Annotated in this window: 25 protein-coding genes and 2 pseudogenes; 22 read left to right on the top strand and 5 right to left on the bottom strand. The window is 60.7% G+C overall.

Annotation, left to right across the window (positions count from 1 at the left end; genetic code table 11):
* The first annotated feature begins 55 nt into the window (after positions 1-55).
* Both BLS87_RS04890 and BLS87_RS04885 read left to right on the top strand, forming a co-directional pair.
* Complete coding sequence (locus BLS87_RS04890; RefSeq protein ID WP_083370600.1) at positions 56-1,378, top strand: MFS transporter; 1,323 nt, start codon at positions 56-58, stop codon at positions 1,376-1,378.
* Between the two features lie 85 nt (positions 1,379-1,463).
* Positions 1,464-2,231, top strand: a complete 768-nt coding sequence (locus tag BLS87_RS04885; RefSeq protein WP_074750644.1) for a 2-keto-4-pentenoate hydratase — start codon at positions 1,464-1,466, stop codon at positions 2,229-2,231.
* 176 nt (positions 2,232-2,407) lie between these two features.
* Here BLS87_RS04885 and BLS87_RS04880 read toward each other — a convergent pair whose 3' ends face one another.
* On the bottom strand, positions 2,408-3,316 hold the full coding sequence (locus tag BLS87_RS04880) for a LysR family transcriptional regulator (RefSeq protein WP_074750643.1): 909 nt from the start codon (positions 3,314-3,316) through the stop codon (positions 2,408-2,410).
* Positions 3,317-3,445: 129 nt separating this feature from the next.
* Between BLS87_RS04880 and gcl the strand changes: the two genes are divergently transcribed.
* From gcl to BLS87_RS04865, 3 genes are all read left to right on the top strand, one after another.
* Positions 3,446-5,221, top strand: coding sequence for a glyoxylate carboligase (gene gcl / locus BLS87_RS04875; protein WP_074750640.1), 1,776 nt, complete (start codon positions 3,446-3,448; stop codon positions 5,219-5,221).
* Positions 5,222-5,259: 38 nt separating this feature from the next.
* The gene (gene hyi, locus BLS87_RS04870; protein ID WP_074750638.1) at positions 5,260-6,042 is read left to right on the top strand and encodes a hydroxypyruvate isomerase; all 783 of its coding nucleotides are present in this window, start codon (positions 5,260-5,262) and stop codon (positions 6,040-6,042) included.
* A 204-nt stretch (positions 6,043-6,246) separates the two neighbouring features.
* Positions 6,247-7,149: a 2-hydroxy-3-oxopropionate reductase gene (locus BLS87_RS04865; protein ID WP_074750636.1), complete on the top strand. Its 903-nt coding sequence runs from the start codon at positions 6,247-6,249 to the stop codon at positions 7,147-7,149.
* Positions 7,150-7,220: 71 nt separating this feature from the next.
* On the opposite strand, the gene BLS87_RS04860 is transcribed toward BLS87_RS04865, so the two are convergent.
* Positions 7,221-8,549 (bottom strand): OprD family porin, encoded by a 1,329-nt coding sequence (locus BLS87_RS04860; protein WP_074750634.1) that lies wholly within the window; start codon positions 8,547-8,549, stop codon positions 7,221-7,223.
* A gap of 602 nt (positions 8,550-9,151) precedes the next feature.
* Positions 9,152-10,309: pseudogene (locus BLS87_RS04855) on the bottom strand (pyridoxal phosphate-dependent aminotransferase); the annotation flags it as partial.
* A gap of 338 nt (positions 10,310-10,647) precedes the next feature.
* On the opposite strand from BLS87_RS04855, the pseudogene BLS87_RS35120 reads away from it, so the two are divergent.
* The 11 genes and pseudogenes from BLS87_RS35120 to BLS87_RS04805 all read left to right on the top strand — a co-directional run.
* Positions 10,648-11,157, top strand: a pseudogene (locus tag BLS87_RS35120) (MCP four helix bundle domain-containing protein); the annotation flags it as partial.
* A gap of 72 nt (positions 11,158-11,229) precedes the next feature.
* Positions 11,230-12,285, top strand: coding sequence for a methyl-accepting chemotaxis protein (locus BLS87_RS35115; RefSeq protein ID WP_425262201.1), 1,056 nt, complete (start codon positions 11,230-11,232; stop codon positions 12,283-12,285).
* 152 nt (positions 12,286-12,437) lie between these two features.
* Entirely contained in the window at positions 12,438-13,019 is a 582-nt protein-coding gene (locus BLS87_RS04845; protein WP_074750629.1) for a cytochrome b, read from the top strand.
* 149 nt (positions 13,020-13,168) lie between these two features.
* Positions 13,169-13,660 (top strand): tetratricopeptide repeat protein, encoded by a 492-nt coding sequence (locus BLS87_RS04840; RefSeq protein WP_425262200.1) that lies wholly within the window; start codon positions 13,169-13,171, stop codon positions 13,658-13,660.
* A gap of 70 nt (positions 13,661-13,730) precedes the next feature.
* Complete coding sequence (locus BLS87_RS04835) at positions 13,731-14,228, top strand: RNA polymerase sigma factor (RefSeq protein WP_074750626.1); 498 nt, start codon at positions 13,731-13,733, stop codon at positions 14,226-14,228.
* A complete protein-coding gene (locus BLS87_RS04830) occupies positions 14,225-15,010 on the top strand; it encodes an anti-sigma factor family protein (protein WP_074750624.1) in 786 nt (261 codons plus the stop codon). The genes BLS87_RS04835 and BLS87_RS04830 overlap by 4 nt, the downstream gene beginning before the upstream one ends.
* Before the next feature lie 138 nt (positions 15,011-15,148).
* Positions 15,149-15,535: a copper homeostasis periplasmic binding protein CopC gene (copC, locus tag BLS87_RS04825; RefSeq protein ID WP_074750623.1), complete on the top strand. Its 387-nt coding sequence runs from the start codon at positions 15,149-15,151 to the stop codon at positions 15,533-15,535.
* A 4-nt stretch (positions 15,536-15,539) separates the two neighbouring features.
* Positions 15,540-16,409, top strand: a complete 870-nt coding sequence (gene copD / locus BLS87_RS04820; RefSeq protein WP_074750621.1) for a copper homeostasis membrane protein CopD — start codon at positions 15,540-15,542, stop codon at positions 16,407-16,409.
* 96 nt (positions 16,410-16,505) lie between these two features.
* Positions 16,506-17,627 carry a bifunctional DNA-binding transcriptional regulator/O6-methylguanine-DNA methyltransferase Ada gene (gene ada, locus BLS87_RS04815; RefSeq protein ID WP_074750619.1) on the top strand — a complete coding sequence of 374 codons (1,122 nt, stop codon included), beginning with the start codon at positions 16,506-16,508 and terminating at the stop codon, positions 17,625-17,627.
* Positions 17,628-17,676: 49 nt separating this feature from the next.
* Positions 17,677-18,126, top strand: a complete 450-nt coding sequence (parS, locus tag BLS87_RS04810) for a type II RES/Xre toxin-antitoxin system antitoxin (RefSeq protein ID WP_244165801.1) — start codon at positions 17,677-17,679, stop codon at positions 18,124-18,126.
* Positions 18,126-18,584: an RES family NAD+ phosphorylase gene (locus BLS87_RS04805; RefSeq protein WP_074750615.1), complete on the top strand. Its 459-nt coding sequence runs from the start codon at positions 18,126-18,128 to the stop codon at positions 18,582-18,584. The genes parS and BLS87_RS04805 overlap by 1 nt, the downstream gene beginning before the upstream one ends.
* A 5-nt stretch (positions 18,585-18,589) precedes the next feature.
* On the opposite strand, the gene acuI is transcribed toward BLS87_RS04805, so the two are convergent.
* Positions 18,590-19,573 carry an acrylyl-CoA reductase (NADPH) gene (acuI, locus tag BLS87_RS04800; RefSeq protein ID WP_074750613.1) on the bottom strand — a complete coding sequence of 328 codons (984 nt, stop codon included), beginning with the start codon at positions 19,571-19,573 and terminating at the stop codon, positions 18,590-18,592.
* Between the two features lie 61 nt (positions 19,574-19,634).
* Complete coding sequence (gene acuR, locus BLS87_RS04795; RefSeq protein WP_074750611.1) at positions 19,635-20,273, bottom strand: acrylate utilization transcriptional regulator AcuR; 639 nt, start codon at positions 20,271-20,273, stop codon at positions 19,635-19,637.
* A gap of 141 nt (positions 20,274-20,414) precedes the next feature.
* Here acuR and BLS87_RS04790 point away from each other — a divergent pair, with 141 nt between their 5' ends.
* The 6 genes from BLS87_RS04790 (at position 20,415) to BLS87_RS34110 (ending at position 25,485) form a co-directional block, all read left to right on the top strand.
* A complete protein-coding gene (locus BLS87_RS04790) occupies positions 20,415-21,497 on the top strand; it encodes an NAD(P)H-dependent flavin oxidoreductase (protein ID WP_074750609.1) in 1,083 nt (360 codons plus the stop codon).
* A 135-nt stretch (positions 21,498-21,632) separates the two neighbouring features.
* Positions 21,633-22,400 carry a molybdate ABC transporter substrate-binding protein gene (gene modA, locus BLS87_RS04785; RefSeq protein ID WP_074750607.1) on the top strand — a complete coding sequence of 256 codons (768 nt, stop codon included), beginning with the start codon at positions 21,633-21,635 and terminating at the stop codon, positions 22,398-22,400.
* A complete protein-coding gene (modB, locus tag BLS87_RS04780; protein WP_074750605.1) occupies positions 22,401-23,081 on the top strand; it encodes a molybdate ABC transporter permease subunit in 681 nt (226 codons plus the stop codon).
* Between the two features lie 7 nt (positions 23,082-23,088).
* Entirely contained in the window at positions 23,089-24,177 is a 1,089-nt protein-coding gene (gene modC, locus BLS87_RS04775) for a molybdenum ABC transporter ATP-binding protein (protein WP_074750603.1), read from the top strand.
* An 85-nt stretch (positions 24,178-24,262) separates the two neighbouring features.
* Positions 24,263-25,321: a DNA topoisomerase IB gene (locus BLS87_RS04770; protein ID WP_074750601.1), complete on the top strand. Its 1,059-nt coding sequence runs from the start codon at positions 24,263-24,265 to the stop codon at positions 25,319-25,321.
* Positions 25,318-25,485: a hypothetical protein gene (locus BLS87_RS34110; RefSeq protein ID WP_167362030.1), complete on the top strand. Its 168-nt coding sequence runs from the start codon at positions 25,318-25,320 to the stop codon at positions 25,483-25,485. Before BLS87_RS04770 ends, BLS87_RS34110 begins: the two co-directional genes overlap by 4 nt.
* Positions 25,486-25,504: the final 19 nt, after the last annotated feature.

Genomic DNA, 25,504 nt, shown 5'->3' with positions numbered 1-25,504 from the left:
CCTATCCCGACTCACGCGCCACTGGCGCGAACAATAAGAAACTGGAGATAGCGTCATGAAACTGTTCCGCCTTCGCCCTACGAGCATGGTGCTGCTCATGCTCTGCGTCATGTACTTCATCACCTACCTGGACCGTGTCAACGTGAGCACGGCCGCCTCCGGATTCGGCACCGAGTTCGGCCTGTCCAACACCCAGATCGGCCTGGTGTTCTCGGCATTCGCATATCCGTATCTGGTGTTCCAGATCATCGGCGGCTGGATCAGTGACAAGTATGGCGCGCGCCGCACGCTGATTTTCTGCGGCGCACTCTGGGGGCTCGCGACCGTGCTCACCGGTTTTGCCGGTGGTCTGTTTTCGCTGCTCGCGGCGCGCTTGCTGCTCGGCCTGGGTGAAGGCGCCACCTTCCCTGCGGCCACTGCCGCCATGTCACGTTGGGTCGCTCAGGAAAAACGCGGCTTCGCCCAAGGCATTACCCACTCCGCAGCCCGCATCGGCAATGCCGTAGCGCCCGCGGCTGTGGTCGCAATCATGGCCGCGTACAGCTGGCGCGCCGCGTTCTTTGTCTGCGGTGCGATCAGCCTGGTGTGGGTCGTGCTCTGGGCGTTCGTCTTCACCGAGCATCCCAAGGACCACCCGCACATCACACCGGCAGAACTGGCGCTGCTGCCGCCGCCAAAACCCAAGCCACCGAAAGTGCCCTGGAAGCCGCTCTTCAAGCGCATGTTTCCGGTGACCGTCGTTTACTTCTGCTACGGCTGGACGCTGTGGTTGTTCCTGTCGTGGATTCCGCAGTACTTCCTGCACAGCTACAACATGGACCTTAAGAAATCGGCCATTTTCGCATCGGCGGTGTTCCTCGCCGGTGTGGTCGGTGACACCCTTGGCGGGCTGGTCACCGACCGGCTGCTGATCAAGACCCAATGCCTGAAGCGCTCACGCAGCTGGATGGTTGCGATCTGCATGTTCCTGACGCTGCTCTGCGTGATCCCGGTCATGCTCAGCCATAACGTCTATGTGTCCATGCTGTGCCTGGCGGGTGGCTTCTTCTTCGCGGAAATGACCATTGGCCCGATGTGGGCGATTCCCATGGACATCGCCCCGCAATACAGCGGCACCGCTTCCGGGATCATGAACACTGGATCAGCGGCGGCCGCGATCCTGTCGCCCGTGGTCTCAGGTTATGTGATCGACCGCTTTGGCAGCTGGGAACTGCCCTTTGCGGGCAGTGTGGTGCTGATGGCGATCGGCGTGATTCTGGCCTTGCGGATGAAGCCTGAAGATAAATTCACCCTGCCTGAAGCCCCCGTCATTGGCCCGTTGCCGTCGTCCGGGCCGCCCTCCGCCCAAAGCCCGGTGTCGGCGGTCGTGAGCAAATGAGGTTAGAGTAGCCCTGCTGGCTCCGCGGCCCTGAAAGGTTTGGCCGTGGAGCGCTTTCCATTCAATTGCCTGAAGGAAGTCCCGCGTGAACCTACCGTCTCACCCAGCGAACATTGCCGAATTGATCGTCGACGCCATGCGCGACGGTCAGAAACTCACCGAGATTCGTCCTGAATACGTGCCCGCTGATGCTGCCAGCGCTTATGCCTTGCAGCGGGAAATCCTGCGCCTGCGCGAGACGACCGTCGGCGGTTGGAAAGTCGGCTCAAAATCCACCCACGGCGGCCCGATCAATGGCGCACTGTTGCCTGAAGACGGCCTGTTTGCCAGTGGCAGTCAGGTGGAATGCGTTGACTACCCGGCGCCGATTCTGGAGCTGGAAATCGCCTTTCGCCTGAACCGCGAATTCGCCCCCCGTGACGAGCCGTACTCTGATGAAGAAGTACTGGGCAGCATCGGTTCCATGGGCGCGACCATCGAAGTGGTGTCGAGCCGTTTTGCGGCGTGGCCCAAGATCGAGCCTTTGCTGGCGCTCGGCGATCTGCTCAACCATGGCGCGTTGATCGTGGGCGATTTTGTGCCGTACGACGCCAGCTTTCCCTTCGTCGAACCCGCACTGACCTTTACCTTCGGCGATGAAGACATCGTGCCGGGTGACGGTGCAAACCCGGCCGGTGACCCGCGCCGCTTGCTGCCTTGGGTGGTCAATCACCACACGCAAAATGGCCTGAGTGTAACGCCGGACCTGGTGATCACCACGGGGTCGTACACCGGCATGTACCTGACCAAAGGGCCGGGATTGGCGGTGGGTGAAATTCGCGGACTGCCGCCGGTTTCCGTGGAGCTGATTTGATAGGTTGCGCTTTTTAGTCGCTGATCAGTCAGCTGTGTGACTCCACTGTGGAGTGAGCTTGCTCACGAAGGCGCAGGTCAATTCGATACCGGTCTATCGTCCGGCCATAAGTCTTCGCGAGCAAGCTCGCTGCCACGGGAGGAATCATTTCCTCCAGGTCGCGAACGAAAAGCCCATTACCCCTGCTTCCAATACCCCGGCCGGTTGTACACCTCTTTGAGAAACGCAATGAAAAACCGCACCTTTGCCGGCAGGTAATGCTGCTGCGGGTACACCCCCTGAATGTCGTAACTGGGCAACGCAAATTCATCCAGTACCGTCACCAGTGCGCCACTGTCGATTTCGTTCTGGATTTCCCACGTTGAACGCCAGCAAAGGCCGAGGCCGCGCTTGGCCCAGTCGTACAGCAACTCCCCGTCGTTGCAGTACAGATTCCCGGCCACCTTAACCGCCACCTGCTTGCCGTCGCGCAGAAATGTCCAGCCACGATGCTGTCCGCCCTGGAGGTTGAAGGACAGGCAGTTGTGCTCGGCCAGGTCCTCCAGCGCCTGTGGGAACCCGTGTTCGACGAAATACTGCGGCGACCCGCACACCACCCGTTTGTTGGCGAACAGCTTGATGGCCACGTAGTTGGGGTCGAGCACTTCGCCGATGCGGATGCTCATGTCATACCCCTCACGCACCAGATCGACCACGTTGTCCGTGAGGTTGAAGGACAGCTGCAGATCGGGAAAGCGCGCCTGGAATTCCGGCGCATGGGGTGCCACGTGCTGACGTCCGAAACCTGCCGGGGCCGACACCACCAGGTGGCCGCGCACACTGCTTTCGTTTTCGCTAATGCTCGCGTCCAGCTCTTCGAACGACTGCAGCACCTGCTTGGCGTTTTCCAGATAGGAATCACCTGCGTCGGTCAGGGTCAGCCCACGGGTTGACCGGTGAATCAGCTTCACGCCCAGTCGATCCTCCAGCGCACTGAGTCGCCTTCCCATGATGACCGGGGTCACGCCTTCGACCAGCGCAGCCGCGGCAAAGCTGCCATGAGTGGCCACCAGCACGTAGCTGCGCAGCTCTGTGTAACGATCCATTCGATACTCCTGATACCGACAGAATTGCCAAAAGCAGCCATTCACAAAAACTTCAATTCAAATCACGCTGCTTGCGTACAAAAAATAAAGAACTACGTACAAAAACTATCGAGTTCAGGAGACTAACAAATGACCATCATGAGAGCCATCGAAGCCGCCGTTCTGGTGATGCGTCGCGAAGGGGTCGATACCGCGTTCGGTATCCCCGGCGCTGCCATCAACCCGTTGTACGCCGCATTCAAGAAACTCGGCGGCATCGATCACGTGCTGGCACGTCATGTCGAGGGCGCCTCACACATGGCCGAGGGTTACACCCGGGCAATCGCAGGCAACATCGGCGTCTGCATCGGCACGTCCGGCCCTGCCGGTACTGACATGATCACCGGCCTCTACTCCGCGTCTGCCGACTCGATTCCGATCCTCTGCATCACCGGGCAAGCGCCCCGTGCCCGCATGCACAAGGAAGACTTCCAGGCGGTCGACATCGCCAGCATCGCTTCCCCGGTCGCCAAGTGGGCGACCACCGTCATGGAGCCTGGCCAGGTGCCTTACGTGTTCCAGAAAGCCTTTCAGTTGATGCGCAGCGGTCGTCCGGGCCCTGTACTGATCGACCTGCCGTTCGACGTGCAGATGGCGGAGATTGAATTCGACATCGACGCGTACGAACCGCTGCCGGTGATCAAACCGCAAGCCAGTCGCAATCAGATCGAAAAAGCCCTGGCCATGCTCAACGCCTCCGAGCGCCCGCTGATCGTCGCCGGTGGCGGCATCATCAACGCCGACGCTTCGGACGCGCTGGTGGAGTTCGCCGAACTGACCGGCATCCCGGTGATCCCGACCCTGATGGGCTGGGGCACGATTCCAGACGACCATCCACAGATGGCAGGCATGGTCGGACTGCAGACGTCCCACCGCTACGGCAACGCCACGATGCTGGAATCGGACATGGTGCTCGGTATCGGTAACCGCTGGGCGAACCGCCACACCGGCACCGTTTCGGTGTACAGCGAGGGTCGCAAGTTCATCCACATTGATATCGAACCGACGCAGATCGGCCGGGTGCTGATGCCGGATCTGGGCATCGTCTCGGACGCAGGTGCCGCCCTGGCGATGTTCCTTGAAGTGGCCCGCGAATGGCACACCGCCGGCAAGCTCAAGGACCGTAGCGGCTGGCTCGCCAGCTGCCAGGAACGCAAGCGCACGATGCAGCGCAAGACGCACTACGACAACATTCCGGTCAAGCCGCAACGTGTTTACGAAGAGATGAACCAGTTCTTCGGCAAGGACACCTGCTACGTCAGCACCATAGGCCTGTCGCAGATCGCCGGCGCGCAATTCCTGCACGTCTACAAGCCGCGTCACTGGATCAACTGCGGCCAGGCAGGCCCACTTGGCTGGACCATTCCGGCCGCGCTGGGCGTGGCGAAAGCCGATCCGAGTCGCAAGGTCGTTGCGCTGTCCGGCGACTATGACTTCCAGTTCATGATCGAAGAACTGGCCGTCGGTGCGCAGTTCAAGCTGCCGTACATCCACGTCGTGGTGAACAACTCGTACCTGGGCCTGATCCGTCAGGCACAGCGCAACTTCGACATCGATTACTGCGTGCAACTGGCGTTCGACAACATCAACGCCCCGGAGCTGGAAGGCTATGGCGTCGACCATGTTGCGGTCGCCGAAGGCCTGGGCTGCAAGGCGATCAGGGTCAGCGATCCGGCGCATATTCAGGCGGCACTCGCCGAAGCGTCCAGCCTGATGCAGCAGTACAGCGTTCCGGTGGTCGTCGAGATCATTCTGGAGCGTGTGACCAACATCGCCATGGGCACCGAGATCAATGCGATCAATGAATTCGAATCGCTGGCCGAACACCGCGACGACGCCCCGACTGCCATCAGCCTGCTGGATTGATTGACGCCCCTCAACAAGAGCGAGAACAAGGAGCCACCATGCCCCGTTTATGCGCCAACCTGTCCATGCTCTTCACCGAGCTGGACTTTCTGCAACGCTTCGAAGCCGCCGCCAACGCGGGCTTCAGCGGTGTCGAGTACCTGTTTCCGTATGACTTCAGCTCGGCGCAGATCAAGGCCGAACTGGACGCCAACGGCTTGACCCAGGTGCTGTTCAACCTGCCCGCCGGGGATTGGGCCAAAGGCGAGCGCGGTATTGCCTGCCATCCCGACCGGGTCGAAGAGTTCTATGCCGGCGTCGATCTGGCGATTGCCTACGCCAAAGTGCTGGGCAATACCCAGGTCAACTGCCTGGCGGGGATCAAGCCACAAGGCTTTGACGACGCGCTGATCGAAAAGACCTTCGTCGATAACCTCAAGTACGCAGCGGACAAGCTGCAGACTCAGGGCATCGACCTGGTCATGGAAATGATCAACACCCTCGATATTCCGGGTTTCTACCTCAACACCACGGCTCAGGCACTGGACATCCGCGAGAAAGTCGGCAGCCGCAATCTGTCGTTGCAATACGACATCTATCACATGCAGATCATGGAGGGCGATCTGGCCCGGACCCTGGAAAAGAACCTGCCGGTGATTCGCCACGTGCAACTGGCGGACAACCCCGGCCGCCACGAACCCGGCACCGGCGAGATCAACTACGGCTTCCTGTTCGGGCATCTGGACAAGCTGGGTTATCGCGGCTGGATCGGTTGTGAATATAAGCCGCTGACCACCACCGAAGCGGGCCTTGGATGGCTGAAAACCCATAACTTGATCTGAACAGGCTCGCGGTTCTAACAACAACGCAAATCCTGTAGGAGCGTGGCTTGTCCCGCGATCTGCTGCGAAGCAGCAGTAAAACCCGATTGTGCGGTGTGCCAGACGCACATCACGAGCTGATTTTACGACCGGTTCCCGGTCGATCGCGGGACAAGCCACGCTCCTACAGGACACCGCATCAGGCATAAACAAGAGGAACATCTCATGGCTAACATCGGATTCATCGGCACCGGCATCATGGGCCTGCCAATGGCAGAAAACCTGCAAAAAGCAGGTCATCAGCTGTTTCTGTCCAAGCACTTCGTCGCGCCACCCGCTTCGCTCGTCGAAGGCGGCGCGACGGTCTTGAGCAACCCCCGTGAAGTGGCGCAGGAAGCCGAATTCATCATCGTCATGCTGCCGGATACCCCACAGGTCAACGACGTGCTGTTCGGCGAGAACGGCCTGAACGAGGGCACCGGCGCCGGCAAAGTCGTGATCGACATGAGTTCGATTTCTCCGTCCGCGACGAAAACCTTCGCCACCCGGATCAACGCCACTGGCGCGCAATACCTCGACGCCCCGGTGTCGGGCGGTGAAGTCGGCGCCAAGGCCGCGACCCTGAGTATCATGGTCGGCGGCAACCAAGGCACCTTCGACCGCGCACTGCCGTTGTTCCAGACCATGGGCAAGAACATCACCCTGGTGGGTGGCAATGGCGACGGCCAGACCGCCAAGGTGGCCAACCAGATCATCGTCGCCCTGAACATTCAGGCGGTGGCTGAAGCCCTGCTGTTCGCCTCCAAAAACGGTGCGGATCCGGCCAAGGTGCGTGAAGCGCTGATGGGTGGCTTCGCTTCGTCGAAAATCCTCGAAGTGCACGGTGAGCGCATGATCAAGGGCACTTTCAATCCAGGCTTCCGTATTGCCCTGCATCAGAAGGACCTGAATCTGGCACTGGAAGGGGCCCGTGAACTGGGTCTGAACCTGCCCAACACCGCCAATGCGCAACAGGTATTCAGCACCTGTGCGGCACTGGGTGGCAGCGGCTGGGATCACTCAGGCCTGATCAAGGGCCTGGAACACATGTCGAACTTCTCGATCCGTGGTGACCACACGCCTGAGTGATTTCCGGCAGGCACAAAAAAGCCAGGCACCCTTGCGGACTGCCTGGCTTTTTCTTTGTCGTGCCTAGCGCATCAGAACACGTTGATCGGGTAGTCGGCGATCAAACGGAATTCGTTCACGTCGCCCTCGGCCTGATCGCTGTTCGCTCGGTGGAACGCCTGGCGCATACGCAACGACAGGTCTTTTGCAGGACCCGACTGAACCACGTATTTGGCCTCGACGTTAATCTCGTGGTGCTTACCGTCGTCGCCATATCCATAGTTGACGTAGGTGCTATTGGACGGCATGTGCGAACCATTGATGTCATCACCGGTGATATAGCGCGCCATGAAGCTTAAACCCGGTACGCCATAAGTCGCCATGTTCAGGTCATAACGCGCCTGCCATGATTTCTCGCCCGGTCCGTTAAAGTCGGAATATTGCACCGAGTTCGCCAGGAAGATCGAGTCCGCGGTATCGCCGGGGCCATTAATCCCGAACGCCACATAGTCAAACGGCGTATCGCCGTGAACTTTCTGGTAAGCCAGCGTGATGGTGTGGGCGGTCAGGAATGAATAAGCGGCTGCCAGCGACCATGTCGTGTTGCTGATATCACCTGCCTTTGCGGAGCCGGCATCATTGGTGCGATAGATATTGAAGTCGAAGTTTACCGACTGGTCGCCCGTGATGGCCTGGGTGTAGTTGATATTGCCGTAGTACTGGTCCCAGACATCCTGGAGGTTGGAGCCATACAGACTCGCCGTCAGATTGTCGTTGAAGGTGTACTTGCCGCCGGCATAGTCAATGCTCGATGCCGTGACGCCCGCATAGGACGCATAAATATCGTGATCGTGGTTAGTGGTGACCGGCCCGTTGCCGCCGGTGAAGTGACCCCCGTCCAGTTCAAGCCCGGCAATGTCGCTGCTCAACAGGTTGAAACCGGTCGCAGTTTGCGGGAACAACCGCGAGCCACCGGCAGCGAATACCGGCGCGGTCGGCATCAGATCACCGTAGCGCAACTCTGTCTTGGAGATACGCATCTTGATCGCACCGCCTGCGGTGCCATATTCATCTTCAGGATCGCCGTGGCGATCAACCGGCAAATTACCCGTGCCTGCGGTGCCTGCGCCGCCATCCAGCTTGATGCCCCAGTAACCGTAGGCATCAACCCCGAAGCCGACCGTGCCCTGGGTGAACCCCGAACTGAAATTGCCCAGCACACCTTGCGTCCAGTCTTTACGATCGCCGCCGCCGTTTTTGCCATCCCGGTTGAAATAGTAGTTCTTGAGGTGGACGGTCAGGCTGCTGTCTTCGACAAACCCCTTGGCTTCCGATTGATCACTGACAACCCCTGCCGTTGCCAGTTGACTCACGCCCAGCGAAACCGCAAGCGTCATGAGGTTCCATTTCACAAACGTCATTATTATCCCCTGTCTCAATTAAGGCCCAGCGTTCCGCAACCCCTAAGATACGAGGCGTCCCCCTGAGTTCAGGCGAAGTTTGAAACGGTGGAATATAGGCTATGGCAGATGGGCTAAATACATCGAATCCGTATTGACATCCACGGTAAATCTACGGGCTTCACGCCCATTTCCTTATTGTTTCCTGAAGCGCAAAACGCTTCGGTTTTGTGTCGGGTTTGCTCCCCGGACCGAAAAACTTTTAGCATTTTTCCGCCCAGTGGTTCAGAAACGAGTCGTGATAGTCACTATCGATCTTCGTAATAGTTGAAATCATTGATCCGGTGTTACCGTTGTCGGCGATGAAGCACACGACTCAACTGCCTGGTGACTCCGCAGCATCAGGCAATCGAATCTTGCTCCACTTCATCATTCCTTTGGTAAGACTTTTTAGCCACCTCACATCAGTGCGGTGGCTTTTTTTATTAAATAATTTTTCATCTAATCTGCACTACCCGGTTCATTCAACACGCGGGGGACGGCCAAGACTACTATAACTATCCCTGATCACTTACAGGATCAGGCAAGTTCCCGTGCAATCAAACCGCCCGGGGAAGTTGATCAACAAAGCCGGCAATCCTTTCACAGGCTTGGGCCAGTTGATCGTCGCTCAAGGTGAACGACAAACGCACAAACCCCTGGGCGGGCTCGCCAAATGCTGCCGCATCGAGGACGGAAACACCGGCTTCGCGATACAGTCGCCAGGCGAAATCCAGCGAACCCAGACCGGTTCCGCGCACATCCACCAGCACGAACATACCGGCATCGGGCACTAACACTGCCAGTCCCGGGCAATCGCTCAGACGTCCGACTACCAGATCCCGGCGCCGCCGGTAGGTCTCGCGCATCTCACGTGTGACCGGTTCATGGGCCTTCACTGCGGCGAGCGCGCCTTCCATCACAAACCCCGGCAGGCCATACAGCATGCTCAACGCCAGGGTTTCAGCGTGGCCGATCAGTTCGGCATCGGCGATCATCCAGCCAATCCGCCACCCCGTCATGGCGTGAGACTTGGAGAGGCTACCAATGACCACGCAACGTTTTTCCATCCCCGGCAAGCTGGCGAGGCTTTGATGTTCGCGCTCATAGCACAGACTCTCGTAGACCTCATCCACCACCACCCACAGGTCATGGGCAATGGCCAGATCGGCAATGCACTGCAATTCCTGCCGGTCCAGCACGACGCCCGTGGGGTTATTGGGGTTGGACAGAAAGATGGCGCGGGTACGTGGCGTGATGGCGCTTTTCAATGCGGCCTCACGCAGGCGAAAACCATCCTCGGGAAAGCAGGTCGCGCGCACCAGTGTGGCCCCCGATGCTTTGAGCGTCGCTTCATACGTGACGTACATCGGGTCAAGCACGACCACTTCATCCCCCGCCTGTAACAGACACATCGAGGCCATGAACAACGCATTCTGTGCGCCGGCCACGGCAATGACGTTGTCCGCCGGCACGCTGCGCCCGAGTCGTTGCGAATACCGTTCGGCAATGGCCTGCCGCAGCGCTGGTCGACCGGCGATGTCGGTGTAGTGCGTATCGCCGGCGCGTAATGCGTCGATGGCCGCCTGCGTGATGAAATCAGGCGTGGCGAAATCGGGGTCGCCAATGCTCAGGATGATCACATCGGCGCCGTCGCGCTGGGCGTTGAAGGCCTCATGATGAATATCCCACGCGGCAACGCCATGGCCGGAAATTCGCTCGACGAAGGGAGAAAAACGCATGACAGATCCTTTTTATGCGGAAAAACGGTCGTAGCGGGCCCGCCCCGACCTGAAAGAAACCCACCATAGTTTCAAACCGCGGACGCGCGCAACGCAGGACGTTGGCGTTCGCGCCTGCGCAGGACCGCTCCGATCGTCCAAGGCTTCCCTCGACAGCACGCGCCAACAACGCCCTCGGCCGTTGCCCCATGCTTCCAGCACACCGGTACGGCTCAGTTCACGAAAATAAACTATCGCGCTCATAGAAAAAGCTAGCTGCCACCGGTATCAGGCCGGTGTATAAGGTGCGCAAATGATAGCTCTCTAATATCACCAATGAATCGGGGTTCGTTACGGATATGTTTAAGCAGCTCACGATTGCAAAACGCCTGGGCCTGGGGTTTGGTCTGGTCCTTGCGCTGATGATTCTGGTCACACTCGTCGGCGTCCAACGCGTCGGCCTGATCGAGTCGACCCTGACAGACGTCAGCGAAGACGCAACCGTCAAACAGCGCTATGCAATCAACTTCCGCGGCAGCGTCCATGACCGGGCGATCGCGATTCGCGACGCCGTGCTGGTGCGCGATGATCAGGGACTGGCCACCTACCTGCGCGACATCGACCGCTTGAACGCGCTGTATCAGGCATCGGCAGCACCCATGGACCAGATCTACCAGACCAAGAGCGCGACCGCACAGGAACAGGCGTTACTCAGCAGCATCAAGGCCATCGAACGCAGCGCCCTGACCGCCACCGACAAGGCGCTGCGCTTGCGTCAGCAGGGTGACATCGAAGGGGCGCAGTCCGTGCTGATGGCCGAAGTGGCGGGCGCCTACAAGGAATGGCTGAACCGTATCAATGCACTGATCGATCTCGAAGAGACGTCCATCGGCGAGCACATTGGCTTCGTCCGTGTGACGGCCGCGCATTTCGCCTCGTTGATGCTCGTCTCGAGCGGTATCGCCGTGTTGCTGGGCATCATTGCGTCGCTGCTGATCATTCGCAGCATCAAATCGACACTCGGCGCCGAGCCCCATGAGGTCGCGACGTCGATTCGTCGCTTGGCCGCAGGCGAACTGACCGAGCGGATCGACACGCCCTTCCCCGACAGCGTTATGGGCGCACTGAAAACCACCAACGCGCACTTGTCGGCCACCATCCTTCAGGTACGTGCTGCCGCGATGGAGCTGATGGGCTCGTCGTCTCAACTGCGCGCCAGTTCCGACCGTAACAGCGAGCAAATGCGCCTGCAGGCCAGCGAGACGGAACACATGGCCGCCGCGATCAATCAGATGGCGAGCACCGTCAAGGAAGTCGCAGGCTACGCCGTGAAAGCCGCCAACGCGACACAGACCGCCGATCATGAAGTCGAACACGGCAAGCGCATGGTCGAGAACACTGCGCAGGCCATGCACGCGCTCGCCGAAAAACTGGAAACCGCCGCAGATTCGGTGACTCAGGTCTCCAGTGACAGCCAGGCCATCGAGACCATCGTCGCGGTGATCAACTCCATTGCTGAGCGCACCAACCTGCTGGCCCTTAATGCGGCCATCGAGGCTGCTCGTGCCGGCGAGGCCGGCCGGGGTTTTGCCGTGGTGGCCGATGAAGTCCGCTCGCTTGCGACACGCACCCAGGAATCCACGCAGGAAATCCGCAACATGGTGGGTCAGTTGCAGAGTGGCGCGGGCAAGACCGCCGATTTGATGCGTGAAAGCCGCGAGATGGCGCAGCGGACGGTGGCGCAGACTCAGGAAGCCCAGACGTCTCTGGTGAAAATTCGCCATGAAGTCGGCGCGCTCAACGACATGAACGCCCAGATCGCCAGTGCCGCGGCACAGCAGGGCGTGGCGGCGGAAGACGTCAGCCATAACATCAACCGCATCCACGACTCGGCACTGGAAACTGCCGTGGGGTCCAATCAGGTGGCACGCTCGAGTCGCGAGCTGTCGAATCTGGCCGATGTGCTGACCGAGCGCGTGAGTTTTTTCAAGGTCTGACCCCCACGCCCACCGAAGGATTGCGTCCTGCGCGACGCAACCCTTCACGCGCGCGCTGGGAGTCCCGGCTGACTGCGCAAAATTCCTTCGCAACCTACCGAATAAGTTCTCCTGCTGGCGTGTTCATTACTCAACACACTCAGGGATCTTTCATGAACAGCACAATTTCGGGCCTACCCACCCGCTCCTCCCAACGATACGACCGTCTGACGCGCAGCTTCCACTGGGCGACAGCGGCTGTGGTGATCTTCATGTTCGCCAGTGCGCACCTCTGGGAAACCCTGGCCAAGGGCACGCCGCTGCGCAAAGGTCTGCAGTCGGTTCACATTTCACTGGGCATCGCCATGGCGTTGCTGATCGCGGCCCGTATTGCCTGGCGACTGTTCGGCGGAAACCGTCCTGCATCGGACACCCACCCGGCCGTCAATATGGCTGCCAAAGTCGGCCATGGCTGTCTATACCTGTTATTGCTGGCACAAGTGGCGCTGGGCTTCCTGCTTCGGTGGGCGCAGGGTGAACCCTTCACATTTTTCGGCCTGTTCCCGATTCCCGCCCCCTTCGTCGTTGATCATGACTGGCGCGGCACGCTGGGCGGCCTGCATGACAATGTGGCGTGGGCAATCATTCTGCTGGCGGGGCTGCATGCCGGTGCAGCGCTGTGGCATCACTACATCGTCGGCGACAGCACATTGCGCCGGATGCTGGGACCGCAACGCGGCGGCATGCGAGGTTGAGCATTGAATTGCCCGGGAATGAACCGGCTCGGTTGAGCGTTTATGACACGACCGCCCTTTTTTGATCGGATTTACGGAGCATGACTCACATGAAAACCTGCCTCAACGCTGCTGCTGGATACCGGACCCCCTTGTTTTTGGGCGCCTGCATGGCGCTGGCGTTGCTTGCAGGTCAGGCCCGCGCCTCGGGCGACGAATCCGCACCACCCAAGCCCAACTGCCCGAAAGGCCAGGTGTGGGACAGCAAGGCCCGCAAGTGCACGATGCAGACCAGCAAGGCGACGTCGGATGCCGATCGCACCGATTACGCTTATCGTCTCGCCAAGGACGGTCGCTATGAAGAAGCCCTGGTGTTGCTCGACACCCTGAAAAACCCGGACACGGCCAAGGCGCTGAACTATCGTGGGTATGCGACCCGCAAATTGGGCCGTACCGACGAAGGCATCGGCTATTACCTCAAATCCGTGGCACTGGACCCCAATTACGCACAAGTGCGTGAATACCTGGGTGAGGCCTACGTCATCAAAGGGCGCCTGGACCTTGCTCAGGAACAACTGGTGAAAATCAAGGCACTGTGCAGCACGACCTGTGAAGAATACGAAGATCTGGCCGACGCCATCGCTTCGGCGCCCCAGACCTGAGTGACCAAACGTTTCAGATGAGTGAAATCGGGAGGCGGTTATAGCCAGAGACGCTGAGTTTCGTAGCGAACTGGGCCAGTTGTTGCCACGCCTGTGGCGCTACGGGTTAGTGCTGTCTCGACAAAAACACCTGGCGGACGATCTGGTCCAAGCCACCTGCGTGCGCGCCCTGGAGCGCGCCGAGCAGTTCGTGGCCGGTACCCGGCTGGATCGCTGGCTGTTGGCGATCATGCACTCGATCTGGCTCAACGAGCTTCGCTCACAACGGGTGCGTCAGGGCCAGGGTTTCGTCGACGCCGAGCACGAGCTGTCGTTCGACGGCGAAAGCCAGGCGCAGGACGAAGTGCTGGCCGCGCAGGTCATCAAGCGCGTCAACGCCCTGCCTGAGGCACAGCGCGAGACAGTTTTCCTGACGTACGTCGAGGGGCTTTCGTACAAAGAAACTGCCGAAATCCTGCATATTCCGGTTGGCACGGTGATGAGCCGACTGGCCGCTGCACGTTTGAAGCTGGCTGAAACCGCAACACCACGCGCCATGTCGGATAAATCGACAGGAGAACGGCGATGACACACCACAACGCACTCTCACCACCGACGGACGAATTGTTGGTGGCCTATCTGGATGACGAGCTGGACCGCGAACAACGGCAGCTTATTGACCAGATGCTTCGCACCGATCCGCCCGTTGCCGCGCGCCTTGATCAGCTCAAGTGCGGTGACCTGCCGTTCCGGACTGCGTTCGACTCCGTACTGGACGACGCCCCGACCGATCGCCTGCAAGCCATGCTCGATTCATTACCGCCACACGCAGCGCCACACAGGGCGACCATGAGCCGCCGCGGATTTCTCGCGACTGCGGCGAGTTTCGTGGTGGCAGGGATCGCCGCTGATCGTCTGTTCATGAACTGGCAAAGCGCCGAAACCGATGGCGGCTGGCGCGCTTCGGTGGCCGAATACATGGCCTTGTACACCCCGCAAACCCTGGCAAACCTGACGGCCGATGCCAACTCGCACCGGGTGCAGTTGAGCTCGGTCGGCCAGCAGTTGGGCCTGCCGCTGACGCCCGATGCAATCGCCCTGCCCGGCGCCGAGTTCCGGCGCGCCCAGATTCTCGACTACGAAGGCGTGCTCATCGGTCAGTTGACCTACCTCGACGCGCGCCATGGGCCGCTTGCGTTGTGCATCACCACGGCCAAAACCGGCAGCGGACAGCTCGCGAGTGAAGAGCGGATGGGGCTTAATGTGGTGTACTGGTCCAGTCCCACACATGCGTTCATGCTGATCGGCAAGAACCCCTTCGAAGACCTGCAGATCATGGCGCGCACTGCACAGAAAGGTTTGCCGGCATGAGTCGACGAGGCCGTTATTAACTGGAGTCGGAAGACACTTTCTGGTCTAGTAGCGCTCGAATTTGTCGGAATCGACACGTATCGGTTCCTGTTACGAACGTTGCTGCAATACGCCGCCCCACAACCAAAGGTGCCTTTGATGTCTGCCCTACGCTTCAAGCAAGCCCTCTCCTGCCTCCCTCTGCTGGCATGCCTGGTCACTACCGCGGCCTTTGCTCACGCGCATCTGGAAAGCCAGCTCCCGGCAGCCGACAGCGAAGTGACCACGCCCAAGGAACTGCGCCTGACCTTCTCCGAGGGCGTCGAAGAGAAGTTCACCAAAGTCGCCATCAGTCTGGACGGTCCCGGCCAGGGCACTGAAATCATCCAGACCCAAAGTGTCACCACCGACCCCGCGGACAAGAAAGTCCTGATCGTTGTGCCTGCGATGCCGCTGGCGCCGGGCAAGTACAAGGTCGAGTGGCACGCTGTGTCGGTGGACACGCACAAGAGCGAAGGGAGTTATCGGTTCCAGGTGACGCCATAACGCCATGCAAGACGGATTGATTCTGTGCCGATTCCTGCATTTTGGCGCAGTCCTTCTGCTGTTCGGCGTCGGGCTGTTTCGTTGCGTTCTGTTCGCCTCTTACCTGTCGTCCTTTGAAGCCGGAGCGACCCGTCGCCTCGACCGGGCAATGGCCGGTCTCGCTTTCCTCGCGTTGCTGAGTGCCGTCGCGTGGCTGATGCTCACCGCTGCGAACATGGCAGATGACTGGCAAGACGCGGTGAGCGTGCAGACGATCGGCTCAGTGCTTGGCCATACCTTTTTCGGCCATGTGTGGATCGTCCATCTCGTACTCTGCCTGCTCGCGGTGCTGCTCTCGTTGCCAAGGGCGCGTTTGCGGCCGAGGCTCTGCCTGCTGGTCAATACGTTGATGCTGTTGACCCTGTCGCCTGTGGGGCATGGCGCAATGTACGACGGCACACCGGGTCAGCTGCTGATCCTCAACCAGACGCTGCACCTGATCGGTGTTGGCGCCTGGCTCGGCGGACTGCTCATGCTGGCCGTGCTGCTGACCGGTGGCAGCGCAGTCGACGTGCGGGCCGTGCTGCTGCGTTTCAGCGGCATCGGCTATGGGCTGGTCGCGTTGATCGTCGTGACCGGCATGATCAACGTGCGGGCCCTGAGCGGCGCGTTCTGGCCAGAACCGGCACTGTCCGGTTTCGGTCAGGTGCTGGCCGTCAAAGTGGGAATGGTGTTGTGCATGCTGGCGCTCGCGGCGTTGAACAGGCGCCTGGCCCGAGGCCCCGATCTTCGGGTATCGGTACTGCGGGTCAGCGTGCTGTTCGAGTGCCTGTTCGGCGCGGCGGCGCTGGCGGCCGTTTCGCTGCTCGGCACATTGCCGCCCATGCTGGCCTGAATTTGAGCGCAAGACTCGGAGTTTCATCGCCCTCCACCCACGCTATCTTTGGCACAGCGAATTCTTCCGAAGGTAACCGCTGCGAAGGTAACCGCCATGCACCGCAACAAAGCCCGGTCCGCCGCTCAACGCACTGAACACGACCCACGCTGGGCAGCCGTGTTGGCGCGCGATCCTGCCGCCGATTCGCACTTCGTGTACGCCGTGCGCACCACCGGCATTTACTGCCGGCCAAGCAGCGTCTCGCGCCTGCCACGCCCGGAGAACGTCGAGTTTTTCGACAATGCCGCCTTGGCCGAAGCGGCGGGCTATCGCCCCAGTAAACGCGCGTCGGCGGATCAGACGCACCTCGCAGGCCAGCACGCCGCCTTGGTAGCCCAAGCCTGTCGGCAGATCGCGGAGGCCGAGCAAGCACCCAGCCTGAATCAGCTGGCCGAGCAGTCCGGCCTGAGCCCCTGGCATTTCCACCGCGTATTCAAATCGGTGACCGGCGTCACGCCCAAGGCGTATGCCAGCGCCCACAGAGCGGACCGGGTACGGTCCCGCCTGACAGCGCCCGACAACAAAACGGGCACTGTCACGCAAGCCATGTATGACGCAGGATTCAACTCAAACAGCCGCTTCTACGAGGCCAGTGACAAATTGCTCGGTATGAAACCCTCGGCGTACCGCAAGGGCGGCGCCAACACGGCGATTCGATTTGCCGTTGGCGAATGCTTTCTAGGATCGATTCTGGTCGCGCAAAGCCCGCGCGGCGTGTGCGCGATTCTGCTCGGCGACGACCCCAACCAGTTGGTCGAGGACCTTCAGGACCAGTTCCACACCGCCACGCTGATCGGCGGAGATCGCGAATTCGAGCAACTGATCGCGCACGTGGTGGGCTTTATCGAAGCGCCCGGTGTCGGCCTGAACCTGCCGCTGGACGTACAGGGCACCGCGTTTCAGCAGCGGGTCTGGCACGCGCTGTCGTTGATTCCGCCGGGCAACACCGCCAGTTACGCCGAGATCGCCCGGCAGATCGGCGCACCAAAATCGTTTCGCGCCGTGGCGCAGGCCTGCGGGGCGAACAGCATCGCCGTGGCGATCCCCTGTCATCGGGTGGTGCGCAGCGATGGTGGGCTCTCAGGTTATCGCTGGGGCACGGAACGCAAACGCAAGTTGCTGGACCGTGAGGCCCAGGCAAATACCTGTAACAGCTTGGCGCTTGAGAAACGCTGAGAGGGGCGTAACGTCCCCGGCTCTGGAACCTGAATCAAGGAGCATGGACGTGCCAGCCATTTCTCACGCATCGATCAACACCGCCGCCCCCGCCTTCTGGCTGATTGCCGATCAACTCAATACGCGCAACGAAACTGAACGCCTGGCCTACATTCGCACCGGGTTTCCTCCCGGCTGGGTCAAAACGGTGCGCTGCGCTTTCCAGCTCAGCAACAGTCAGCTTGAAGCGTTGCTCAGCACATCGGTTTCCACGCTGGAGCGTCGCCAGCGGCAGCAGCGACCGCTTGATCTGGTGGGTTCCGAACGGCTGGACCGTGTCGCCGCCCTGGCGGTCCGCGCTGCGGAGGTGTTCGAAGATCAGGACACCGCTCGCCGCTGGATGATGACACCCAACCGTGCCCTCAATGACCAGACCCCGATCACCCTTTGCGAAACCGAAATAGGTGCCATCCAGGTCCGGCGCACGCTGGCGGCGTTGCTGCATGGCGGTGTCGTCTGATGCGGGCCTGGCGAATCGGCAAGGCGAGCAACGTGAGCGAACTCACGGGCGCCGGCGCGGCGCTGTACGGTGGCCGGTGGAACCATCCGCAGCACCCCGCGCTGTACCTCGGCCTGAGTACCGCTGGCTGTGCCCTGGACGCCGTCATGCTGGCGGGACACGTGCCATGCCTACCGTTGAAGCTCGTTGAGCTGCAGTTGCCCGACAACCCGGCGCTGTACCACGAGCCCGACCTGCAGCAACTGCCCGCCGGTTGGGATGCCTTGCCGGCCGACAAGGCCAGCATGGATTTCGGCACCGCCTGGCTGGAGCGCACCGAGCAGTTGGGGCTGATACTGCCATCGGCGACAACGGTGCAAACCCGGTGCCTGATGATCAACCCAAAACACCCGGCGATGGCGCAGGTCAAGATCCTGCAGTCGAGCGACTTCATCTATGGCCTTGCCCGCGCACGCTAAGCGTCTTAGCCCTGAGTGTTGACCACCACCCTGCCGCGCACCTGCCCGTCCATGAGCCGGTGCGCGGTTTCGATCACCTCCCCCAAACCGATTTCATGGGTGATCAGTGCCAACCGCGCCGGATCCAGATCCGTTGCCAGACGTGCCCACGCGTCGATACGGTCCTGACGCGGGCGCATGACACTGTCGATCCCGGCCAGCGTCACACCGCGCAGGATGAACGGCGCCACCGAGGCCGGAAACTCCATGCCTTGTGCCAGGCCGCACGCCGCGACCGTACCCCAGTAGCGCATGCTGGCGCAGATATTCGCCAGGGTATGACTGCCGACCGAATCAATCGCCCCCGCCCAGCGCTCCCTGGCCAGCGGTCGCCCTGGTTGCGACAATGTTGCCCGGTCGATCACCTCGGCTGCGCCCAGCTGCTTGAGGTAGTCGCTTTCTTCCAGACGCCCTGTCGAGGCCACAACGCGGTAACCCAGCTTCGCCAGAATCGCGATGGAGAAACTGCCGACGCCGCCATTGGCACCCGTCACCAGAATCTCGCCCTTGTCCGGGGTCACACCATTCTTCTCCAACGCCATGACCGCCAGCATCGCCGTATAACCCGCGGTGCCAATGGCCATGGCTTGAGCTGCCGTGAACGCCACTGGCAGCGGAACCAGCCATTTGCCTTCAAGCCGCGCCATTTGCGCAAGACCACCCCAGTGCCCCTCGCCGACACCCCAGCCATTGAGCAGCACCTGATCGCCCGGTTTGAAATCAGGGTTGCTGCTTTGCTCCACCGTTCCTGCCAGGTCCACCCCCGGAACCATGGGAAACGTGCGCACGATCGGCCCTTTGCCGGTGATGGCCAGCGCGTCCTTGTAGTTCAGCGTGCTGTAGGCCACGCGCACGGTCACGTCACCCTCAGGTAAACGCGCTTCGTCGATGGCGGTCAGCTGGACGTGATAACCGCTGTCGTCCTTGTCGATCAGAATGCCGTTGAACATGCTACGCCTCCGTTATAGACCGGTCGTCTATAAATAGTCGTGAATAAAGAGGGAGCCGGCATCATCGCGGCAAGCCGCGAAGAAATCCGGCGATAAAGGTGTTGATCGGGCTGTCGTTTTGAACCAGTCGGGCGCGAAGTACGGCACCTTCCCAGCCAATCCAGAAGTACGCCGCCAGCGCTTGTGAATCGGCGGTTGCGGGCAATTCACCTGCTTGCTTGGCCGCCTCGAAGCAGACACTCAGCCGTTGTTGCCAGTCGAGGAAGGTGCTCTCCAGCGCCTCACGAAAACCTTCCGGCAGCACACTCACTTCCTGGCCCATGTTGCCCACCAGACATCCACGGCGGTAGCCGTAGCGCGCCATGCTGAGCTTGGAATGCTGGACGAAGCCGGCGAAACGCTCAAGCGGCGTCAGCGTTTCGTCGAGCAACCAGCGATCAAGGCGCCTGGCAAAGGAACCGGCGTAGCTTTCCAGCACTTCAAGCCCGAAGACTTCCTTGCTGGGGAAGTAGTGATAGAACGAGCCTTTCGGCACGCCGACGCGTTTGAGAATGCCGTCGATACCCGTCGCCATGAAGCCTTGTTCGGTGAGGACTTCCACGCCACAGCGCACCAGCGCCGTGCGGGTGTCGAACTGGTCGTCGCGAGCCACTTTAGGTGGACGGCCACGACGTTTGGGTTTTGCGATCATTTCGTTCATGGGGTTGCATATTAGACTGATCGACTATTAAATCAACTCACCTTCTGAAACGGTGCAATCCACGTCTATCTGCTTGCTCCGGTTTCACCCGCCCAAGCCTGTGAAACACGCCTTTTCTTACCGCCTTTGGAGAATCTGCCCATGATCGCCTGGCCCGACACCCGCATCCTCAAACTGCTTGGCATCGAGGTGCCTATCCTGCTTGCGCCGATGGCTGGCGCAGCAGGCTCCGCACTGGCCATCGAAGTCGGCAAAGCCGGCGGCCTGCCGTCGTTGCCTTGCGCCATGCTCAGCCACGACCAGATCCGCGTAGAGGTCGCCGCGATCCGGGCCGCGACTCGCGCCCCCTTGAACCTCAACTTTTTCAGCCACCAGAACCCGGACGCGAACCCCGAGGCAGCCAAGGCGTGGAAAGACCTGCTGCAGCCTTACTATCAGGAACTGGGGGCAGACTTCGACGCACCGACGCCGACATCAAACCGCGCGCCCTTCGATGAAGCGAGCTGCGCGCTGGTGGAAGAGCTGAAACCTGAGGTGGTCAGCTTTCACTTCGGCCTGCCATCTGCCGACTACGTGAAGCGCGTGAAGGCCGCTGGGGCCAAGGTGATTTCCTCTGCGACCACCGTCGAAGAAGCCGTCTGGCTTGAGCAGCATGGCTGCGACGCGATTATTGCCATGGGCAACGAAGCAGGCGGCCACCGAGGCATGTTCTTAAGCGACGCGCTGGACACCCAGGTCGGCACCATGGCACTTGTGCCGCAAATTGCCGACTCGGTCAGCGTGCCAGTGATCGCAGCGGGAGGGATCGCCGACAGTCGGGGTGTGGCCGCGGCCTTCATGCTCGGCGCCTCGGCCGTGCAGCTGGGCACGGCTTACCTGTTTTGCCCGGAAGCCAAGACCTCGAAGTTGCATCAAGCGGCGCTGCGGGCCGCCACCGACAGCCAGACCGCTGTGACGAATCTGTTCACCGGTCGCCCCGCACGGGGAATCGTCAATCGCATCATGCGGGAGATCGGCCCGGTCAATGCCACTGCGCCAGCTTTCCCCACCGCCGGCGGTGCACTGATGCCGCTGCGCGCCAAGGCCGAACCACAAGGCGACAGTGGTTTCATGAACCTCTGGGCGGGTCAGGCGGTCGGGATCAAGCATCAACTGCCTGCTGAGCAATGGACCCGCCAACTCGCCATTCAAACCCTCGAACGACTGGCGGGCGTCAAACACTGACGCGGGCCTGGTCACGCGCGCAAAAAAACAGGCTTCCTTGAGGTGACCACTCGCTATATATTTCACTGCATAGCGTTTGGCCGGTATTCGGTTGACGTCCGTCATCACCTCACAAGATCACCACGGAGCTGTTTCATGCGCGCAACCGCCCATCGCCTTACGCTCAAATCCTTGACCCTCGCCGTCGCCGCCCTCTCGGCGACGGGTGCGTGGGCCGATGAAGTCCAGGTGGCCGTCGCCGCGAACTTCACCGCGCCGATCCAGGCCATCGCCAAGGATTTCGAAAAGGATACGGGTCACAAGCTGGTGGCCTCGTTCGGCGCCACGGGCCAGTTTTATACGCAAATCAAGAACGGCGCGCCCTTCGACGTGTTCCTGGCCGCTGACGACACCACCCCGGCCAAGCTTGAGAGCGAAAACGAGATCGTCAAAGGCTCGCGCTTCACTTACGCGGTCGGCACCCTGGCGTTGTGGTCAGCGAAAGACGGTTATGTGGATGACAAAGGTCAGGTGCTCAAGGACAACACCTACGCGCACCTGTCCATCGCCAACCCCAAAGCTGCGCCTTATGGCCTGGCCGCCACTCAGGTACTCGACAAGCTGGGCCTGACCGACGCCACCCAACCCAAGATCGTTGAAGGTCAGAGCATTGCCCAGGCGTATCAATTCGTGCAGACCGGCAACGCCGAACTGGGGTTCGTCGCGCTGTCCCAGGTCTTTAAGGACGGGAAGCTGACCGGCGGCTCGGCCTGGGTCGTCCCGGCCAACCTGCATGAGCCGATCAAGCAGGACGCTGTCATCCTCAATAAAGGCAAGGACAACGCCGCCGCCAAAGCGCTGATGGAATACCTCAAAGGCCCAAAAGCCGCAGCGGTGATCAAGTCCTTCGGGTATCAGCTGTAAATGCCACTCGACAATGCCGATCTCTCGGCGATCTGGCTGACGCTGAAACTGGCGTCACTGACCACCGTGATCCTGCTGATTATCGGCACGCCCATCGCATTGTGGCTGGCACGCACCCGATCCTGGCTCAAAGGACCGATTGGCGCCGTGGTGGCATTGCCCTTGGTATTGCCACCGACGGTCATCGGCTTTTATTTGCTGTTGTTGCTCGGCCCGAATGGCGCACTGGGTCAATTGACCCAGAGCTTGGGGCTGGGCACCCTCACCTTCAGCTTCACCGGCCTTGTGATCGGGTCCGTGCTGTATTCCATGCCCTTCGTCGTACAGCCTCTGCAAAATGCATTTGTGGCGATCGGCCCTCGGCCGCTTGAGGTCGCCGCGACCCTGCGTGCCAGCCCGTGGGATACCTTTTTCTCCGTGATCCTGCCGCTCGCGCGTCCCGGGTTTATTACCGGCGCGATTCTAGGCTTCGCGCACACGGTCGGGGAATTCGGCGTGGTGCTGATGATCGGTGGCAACATCCCGCAGAAAACCCGCGTGGTGTCGACACAGATCTACAACCACGTCGAGGCGCTGGAATACACGCAAGCCCACTGGCTGGCCGGTGCCATGCTGGTGTTCTCATTTCTGGTTCTGTTGGCGCTCTACTCCAGCGGCAAGACCAAATCGGCCTGGAGCTGACTGACCCATGACGCCCTTCATCGACGTTCGTCTGAATGTGGACTTCCCGAATTTCTCGCTCGGTGTCGACCTGTCTCTTCCGGGGCGCGGCGTCACCGCGCTGTATGGCCATTCCGGCTCGGGCAAAACCACCTGCCTGCGGTGCATCGCGGGGCTTGAAAAGCCACAAGACGCGTTCATTCGCATCAACGGCGAGGTCTGGCAAGACAGTGCCAACGGTATTTTTCTCGCGCCACACAAACGCTCGCTCGGCTATGTGTTTCAGGAAGCCAGTCTGTTTGCGCACCTCACAGTACGCGGCAACCTGGAGTTCGGCCTCAAGCGCATCGCAGCGAGTGAACGCAGGGTCAAACTGGATCAGGCCACGACATTGCTGGGCATCGATCACCTGCTGGCGCGTCAGCCCGACACACTTTCCGGCGGCGAACGCCAGCGCGTCGGCATTGCCCGCGCCTTACTCACCAGCCCTCGTTTGCTGTTGCTGGATGAACCGCTCGCAGCGCTGGACGCCCGTCGCAAAAGCGAAATCCTGCCGTACCTTGAACGCCTGCACGACAAACTCGACATCCCCATGCTTTACGTCAGCCACTCCCAGGATGAAGTCGCGCGTCTTGCCGACCACCTGGTGCTGCTCAGTGACGGCAAGGCGCTGGCCAGCGGGCCCATCGGCGAAACGCTGGCCCGTCTGGACCTGCCGCTGGCCATGGGCGATGACGCTGGCGTGGTGATCGAGGGTCAGGTGAGTGCGTACGACACGGCCTATCACCTGGTGACCGTGCGCCTCCCGGCCAGCAGCTTGTCCATTCGAGTGGCGCACGCGCCCCTGGAAGCCGGCAAACCCTTGCGCTTCAAGATTCAGGCACGCGACGTCAGCCTCAACCTGCAACCCGACGACCAGAGCAGCATTCTCAATCGCCTGCCCGTTACCGTCGTCAGCGAAGTCGCCGCCGACAACGCGGCCCATGTGCTGATACGCCTGGATGCCGAAGGCACACCCTTGCTGGCGCGAATCACGCGCTATTCGCGGGACCAGTTACACCTCCATCCTGGGCAGCAGCTCTGGGCGCAAATCAAATCGGTGGCGCTGCTCGCCTGACGCCAAGCGCAAACCGCACCAAATAATCGGCACCACTGCGCACCGGGACGGTCAATGCAAAGACCAGTACTCAGGATTGCCGCTCATGCCGGACGCCACCCTCATTGAAGATTTGCCCAAGGATCTGCACTACGTCGACGACAGCCAGCCGGGGTTCTCTCGCAAAATCCTGCGCGGCAAATTTGCGTATTTCGACACCCAGGGCGAACGCATCCGGGACGAGGTCGAGGTCAAGCGCATCAATGCGCTGGTCATACCGCCCGCCTACACCGACGTGTGGATCTGCGCCGATCCGCGCGGCCACCTGCAAGCCACCGGACGCGACGCCCGAGGGCGCAAGCAATACCGCTATCACCCTCGCTGGCGGGAGATTCGGGATGAAAACAAATATTCCCGAATGATCGCCTTCGGGACGGTTTTGCCCAAGGTGCGCAAGCAGCTGGAGGCCCAATTGGCAGTCCCCGGCATGGGGCGCGAGAAGATCATGGCGGCGGTGGTCTCGTTGCTGGACCAAACGCTGATCCGCATCGGCAACAGCCAGTACGCCCGGGACAACCGATCCTATGGCCTGACGACCCTGCGCAACAAACACGTCGACGTGCACGGCAGCAAGATCATTTTCGAGTTTCGCGGCAAGAGCGGCGTGGAACATCAACTCAGCGTTACCGATCGGCGCCTGGCCAATATCATCAAGCGCTGCATGGAACTGCCGGGGCAAAACCTTTTCCAGTACCTGGATGAGGAAGGCCATCGTCACACCGTCACGTCGTCAGACATCAATCAATACCTGCACGACCTTACCGGCTCTGATTTCACTGCCAAGGACTACAGAACCTGGGCAGGCAGCGCGATGGCCTTGGCCGCATTGCGCAAACTGGACTGGGAACCGGAGGCCGACGCGAAGAAACACATCGTCGCCATGGTCAAGGAAGTCGCCCGGCTCTTGGGGAACACCCCTGCCGTGTGCCGCAAATGCTACATCCACCCGGCGGTTCTGGAAGCCTTCGTCATTGGCGAACTGGCGAAACTGCCGCGCTCACGACAACGCAAGGGTTTGCGGCTTGAAGAGGCGGCATTGGCCGGTTTTCTAAAAGGCCTGCAGGCAGCGGAAGCGTTATGCGAATCAACAGGAGAAAAGGCATGACACAGCATTCATTTCCCGGCAAGGAAATCAACGACCCGAAGGCAACGCCGGCAGACGTTGCGGACGATCGCGAGCGCACGAACGAGAGCCGCAAAGAGCAGCCCATGACCGGGGGCAAACACGACGATGCAGGGCATACCCCGAAAGTCCCCGATGCCGGTTAAGCTCGCCCCTTGCGATCTG

This window comes from Pseudomonas abietaniphila, from assembly GCF_900100795.1.
Classification (GTDB): Bacteria; Pseudomonadota; Gammaproteobacteria; order Pseudomonadales; family Pseudomonadaceae; genus Aquipseudomonas; species Aquipseudomonas abietaniphila.
The sequence above is the reverse complement of the archived record's forward strand: the minus strand, read 5'-3'. Positions and strand labels throughout refer to the sequence as shown.

Bases quoted from the DNA above. Each gene is read 5' to 3' on its own strand.
- BLS87_RS04890 (WP_083370600.1), top strand. From the start codon at position 56: ATGAAACTGTTCCGCCTTCGCCCTACGAGCATGGTGCTGCTCATGCTC.
- BLS87_RS04880 (WP_074750643.1), bottom strand. From the start codon at position 3,316: ATGGATCGTTACACAGAGCTGCGCAGCTACGTGCTGGTGGCCACTCAT.
- gcl (WP_074750640.1), top strand. From the start codon at position 3,446: ATGACCATCATGAGAGCCATCGAAGCCGCCGTTCTGGTGATGCGTCGC.
- hyi (WP_074750638.1), top strand. From the start codon at position 5,260: ATGCCCCGTTTATGCGCCAACCTGTCCATGCTCTTCACCGAGCTGGAC.
- BLS87_RS04865 (WP_074750636.1), top strand. From the start codon at position 6,247: ATGGCTAACATCGGATTCATCGGCACCGGCATCATGGGCCTGCCAATG.
- BLS87_RS04860 (WP_074750634.1), bottom strand. From the start codon at position 8,549: ATGACGTTTGTGAAATGGAACCTCATGACGCTTGCGGTTTCGCTGGGC.
- BLS87_RS35115 (WP_425262201.1), top strand. From the start codon at position 11,230: ATGCTCGTCTCGAGCGGTATCGCCGTGTTGCTGGGCATCATTGCGTCG.
- BLS87_RS04845 (WP_074750629.1), top strand. From the start codon at position 12,438: ATGAACAGCACAATTTCGGGCCTACCCACCCGCTCCTCCCAACGATAC.
- BLS87_RS04840 (WP_425262200.1), top strand. From the start codon at position 13,169: ATGGCGCTGGCGTTGCTTGCAGGTCAGGCCCGCGCCTCGGGCGACGAA.
- BLS87_RS04830 (WP_074750624.1), top strand. From the start codon at position 14,225: ATGACACACCACAACGCACTCTCACCACCGACGGACGAATTGTTGGTG.
- copC (WP_074750623.1), top strand. From the start codon at position 15,149: ATGTCTGCCCTACGCTTCAAGCAAGCCCTCTCCTGCCTCCCTCTGCTG.
- copD (WP_074750621.1), top strand. From the start codon at position 15,540: ATGCAAGACGGATTGATTCTGTGCCGATTCCTGCATTTTGGCGCAGTC.
- ada (WP_074750619.1), top strand. From the start codon at position 16,506: ATGCACCGCAACAAAGCCCGGTCCGCCGCTCAACGCACTGAACACGAC.
- BLS87_RS04805 (WP_074750615.1), top strand. From the start codon at position 18,126: ATGCGGGCCTGGCGAATCGGCAAGGCGAGCAACGTGAGCGAACTCACG.
- acuI (WP_074750613.1), bottom strand. From the start codon at position 19,573: ATGTTCAACGGCATTCTGATCGACAAGGACGACAGCGGTTATCACGTC.
- acuR (WP_074750611.1), bottom strand. From the start codon at position 20,273: ATGAACGAAATGATCGCAAAACCCAAACGTCGTGGCCGTCCACCTAAA.
- BLS87_RS04790 (WP_074750609.1), top strand. From the start codon at position 20,415: ATGATCGCCTGGCCCGACACCCGCATCCTCAAACTGCTTGGCATCGAG.
- modA (WP_074750607.1), top strand. From the start codon at position 21,633: ATGCGCGCAACCGCCCATCGCCTTACGCTCAAATCCTTGACCCTCGCC.
- modB (WP_074750605.1), top strand. From the start codon at position 22,401: ATGCCACTCGACAATGCCGATCTCTCGGCGATCTGGCTGACGCTGAAA.
- modC (WP_074750603.1), top strand. From the start codon at position 23,089: ATGACGCCCTTCATCGACGTTCGTCTGAATGTGGACTTCCCGAATTTC.
- BLS87_RS04770 (WP_074750601.1), top strand. From the start codon at position 24,263: ATGCCGGACGCCACCCTCATTGAAGATTTGCCCAAGGATCTGCACTAC.
- BLS87_RS34110 (WP_167362030.1), top strand. From the start codon at position 25,318: ATGACACAGCATTCATTTCCCGGCAAGGAAATCAACGACCCGAAGGCA.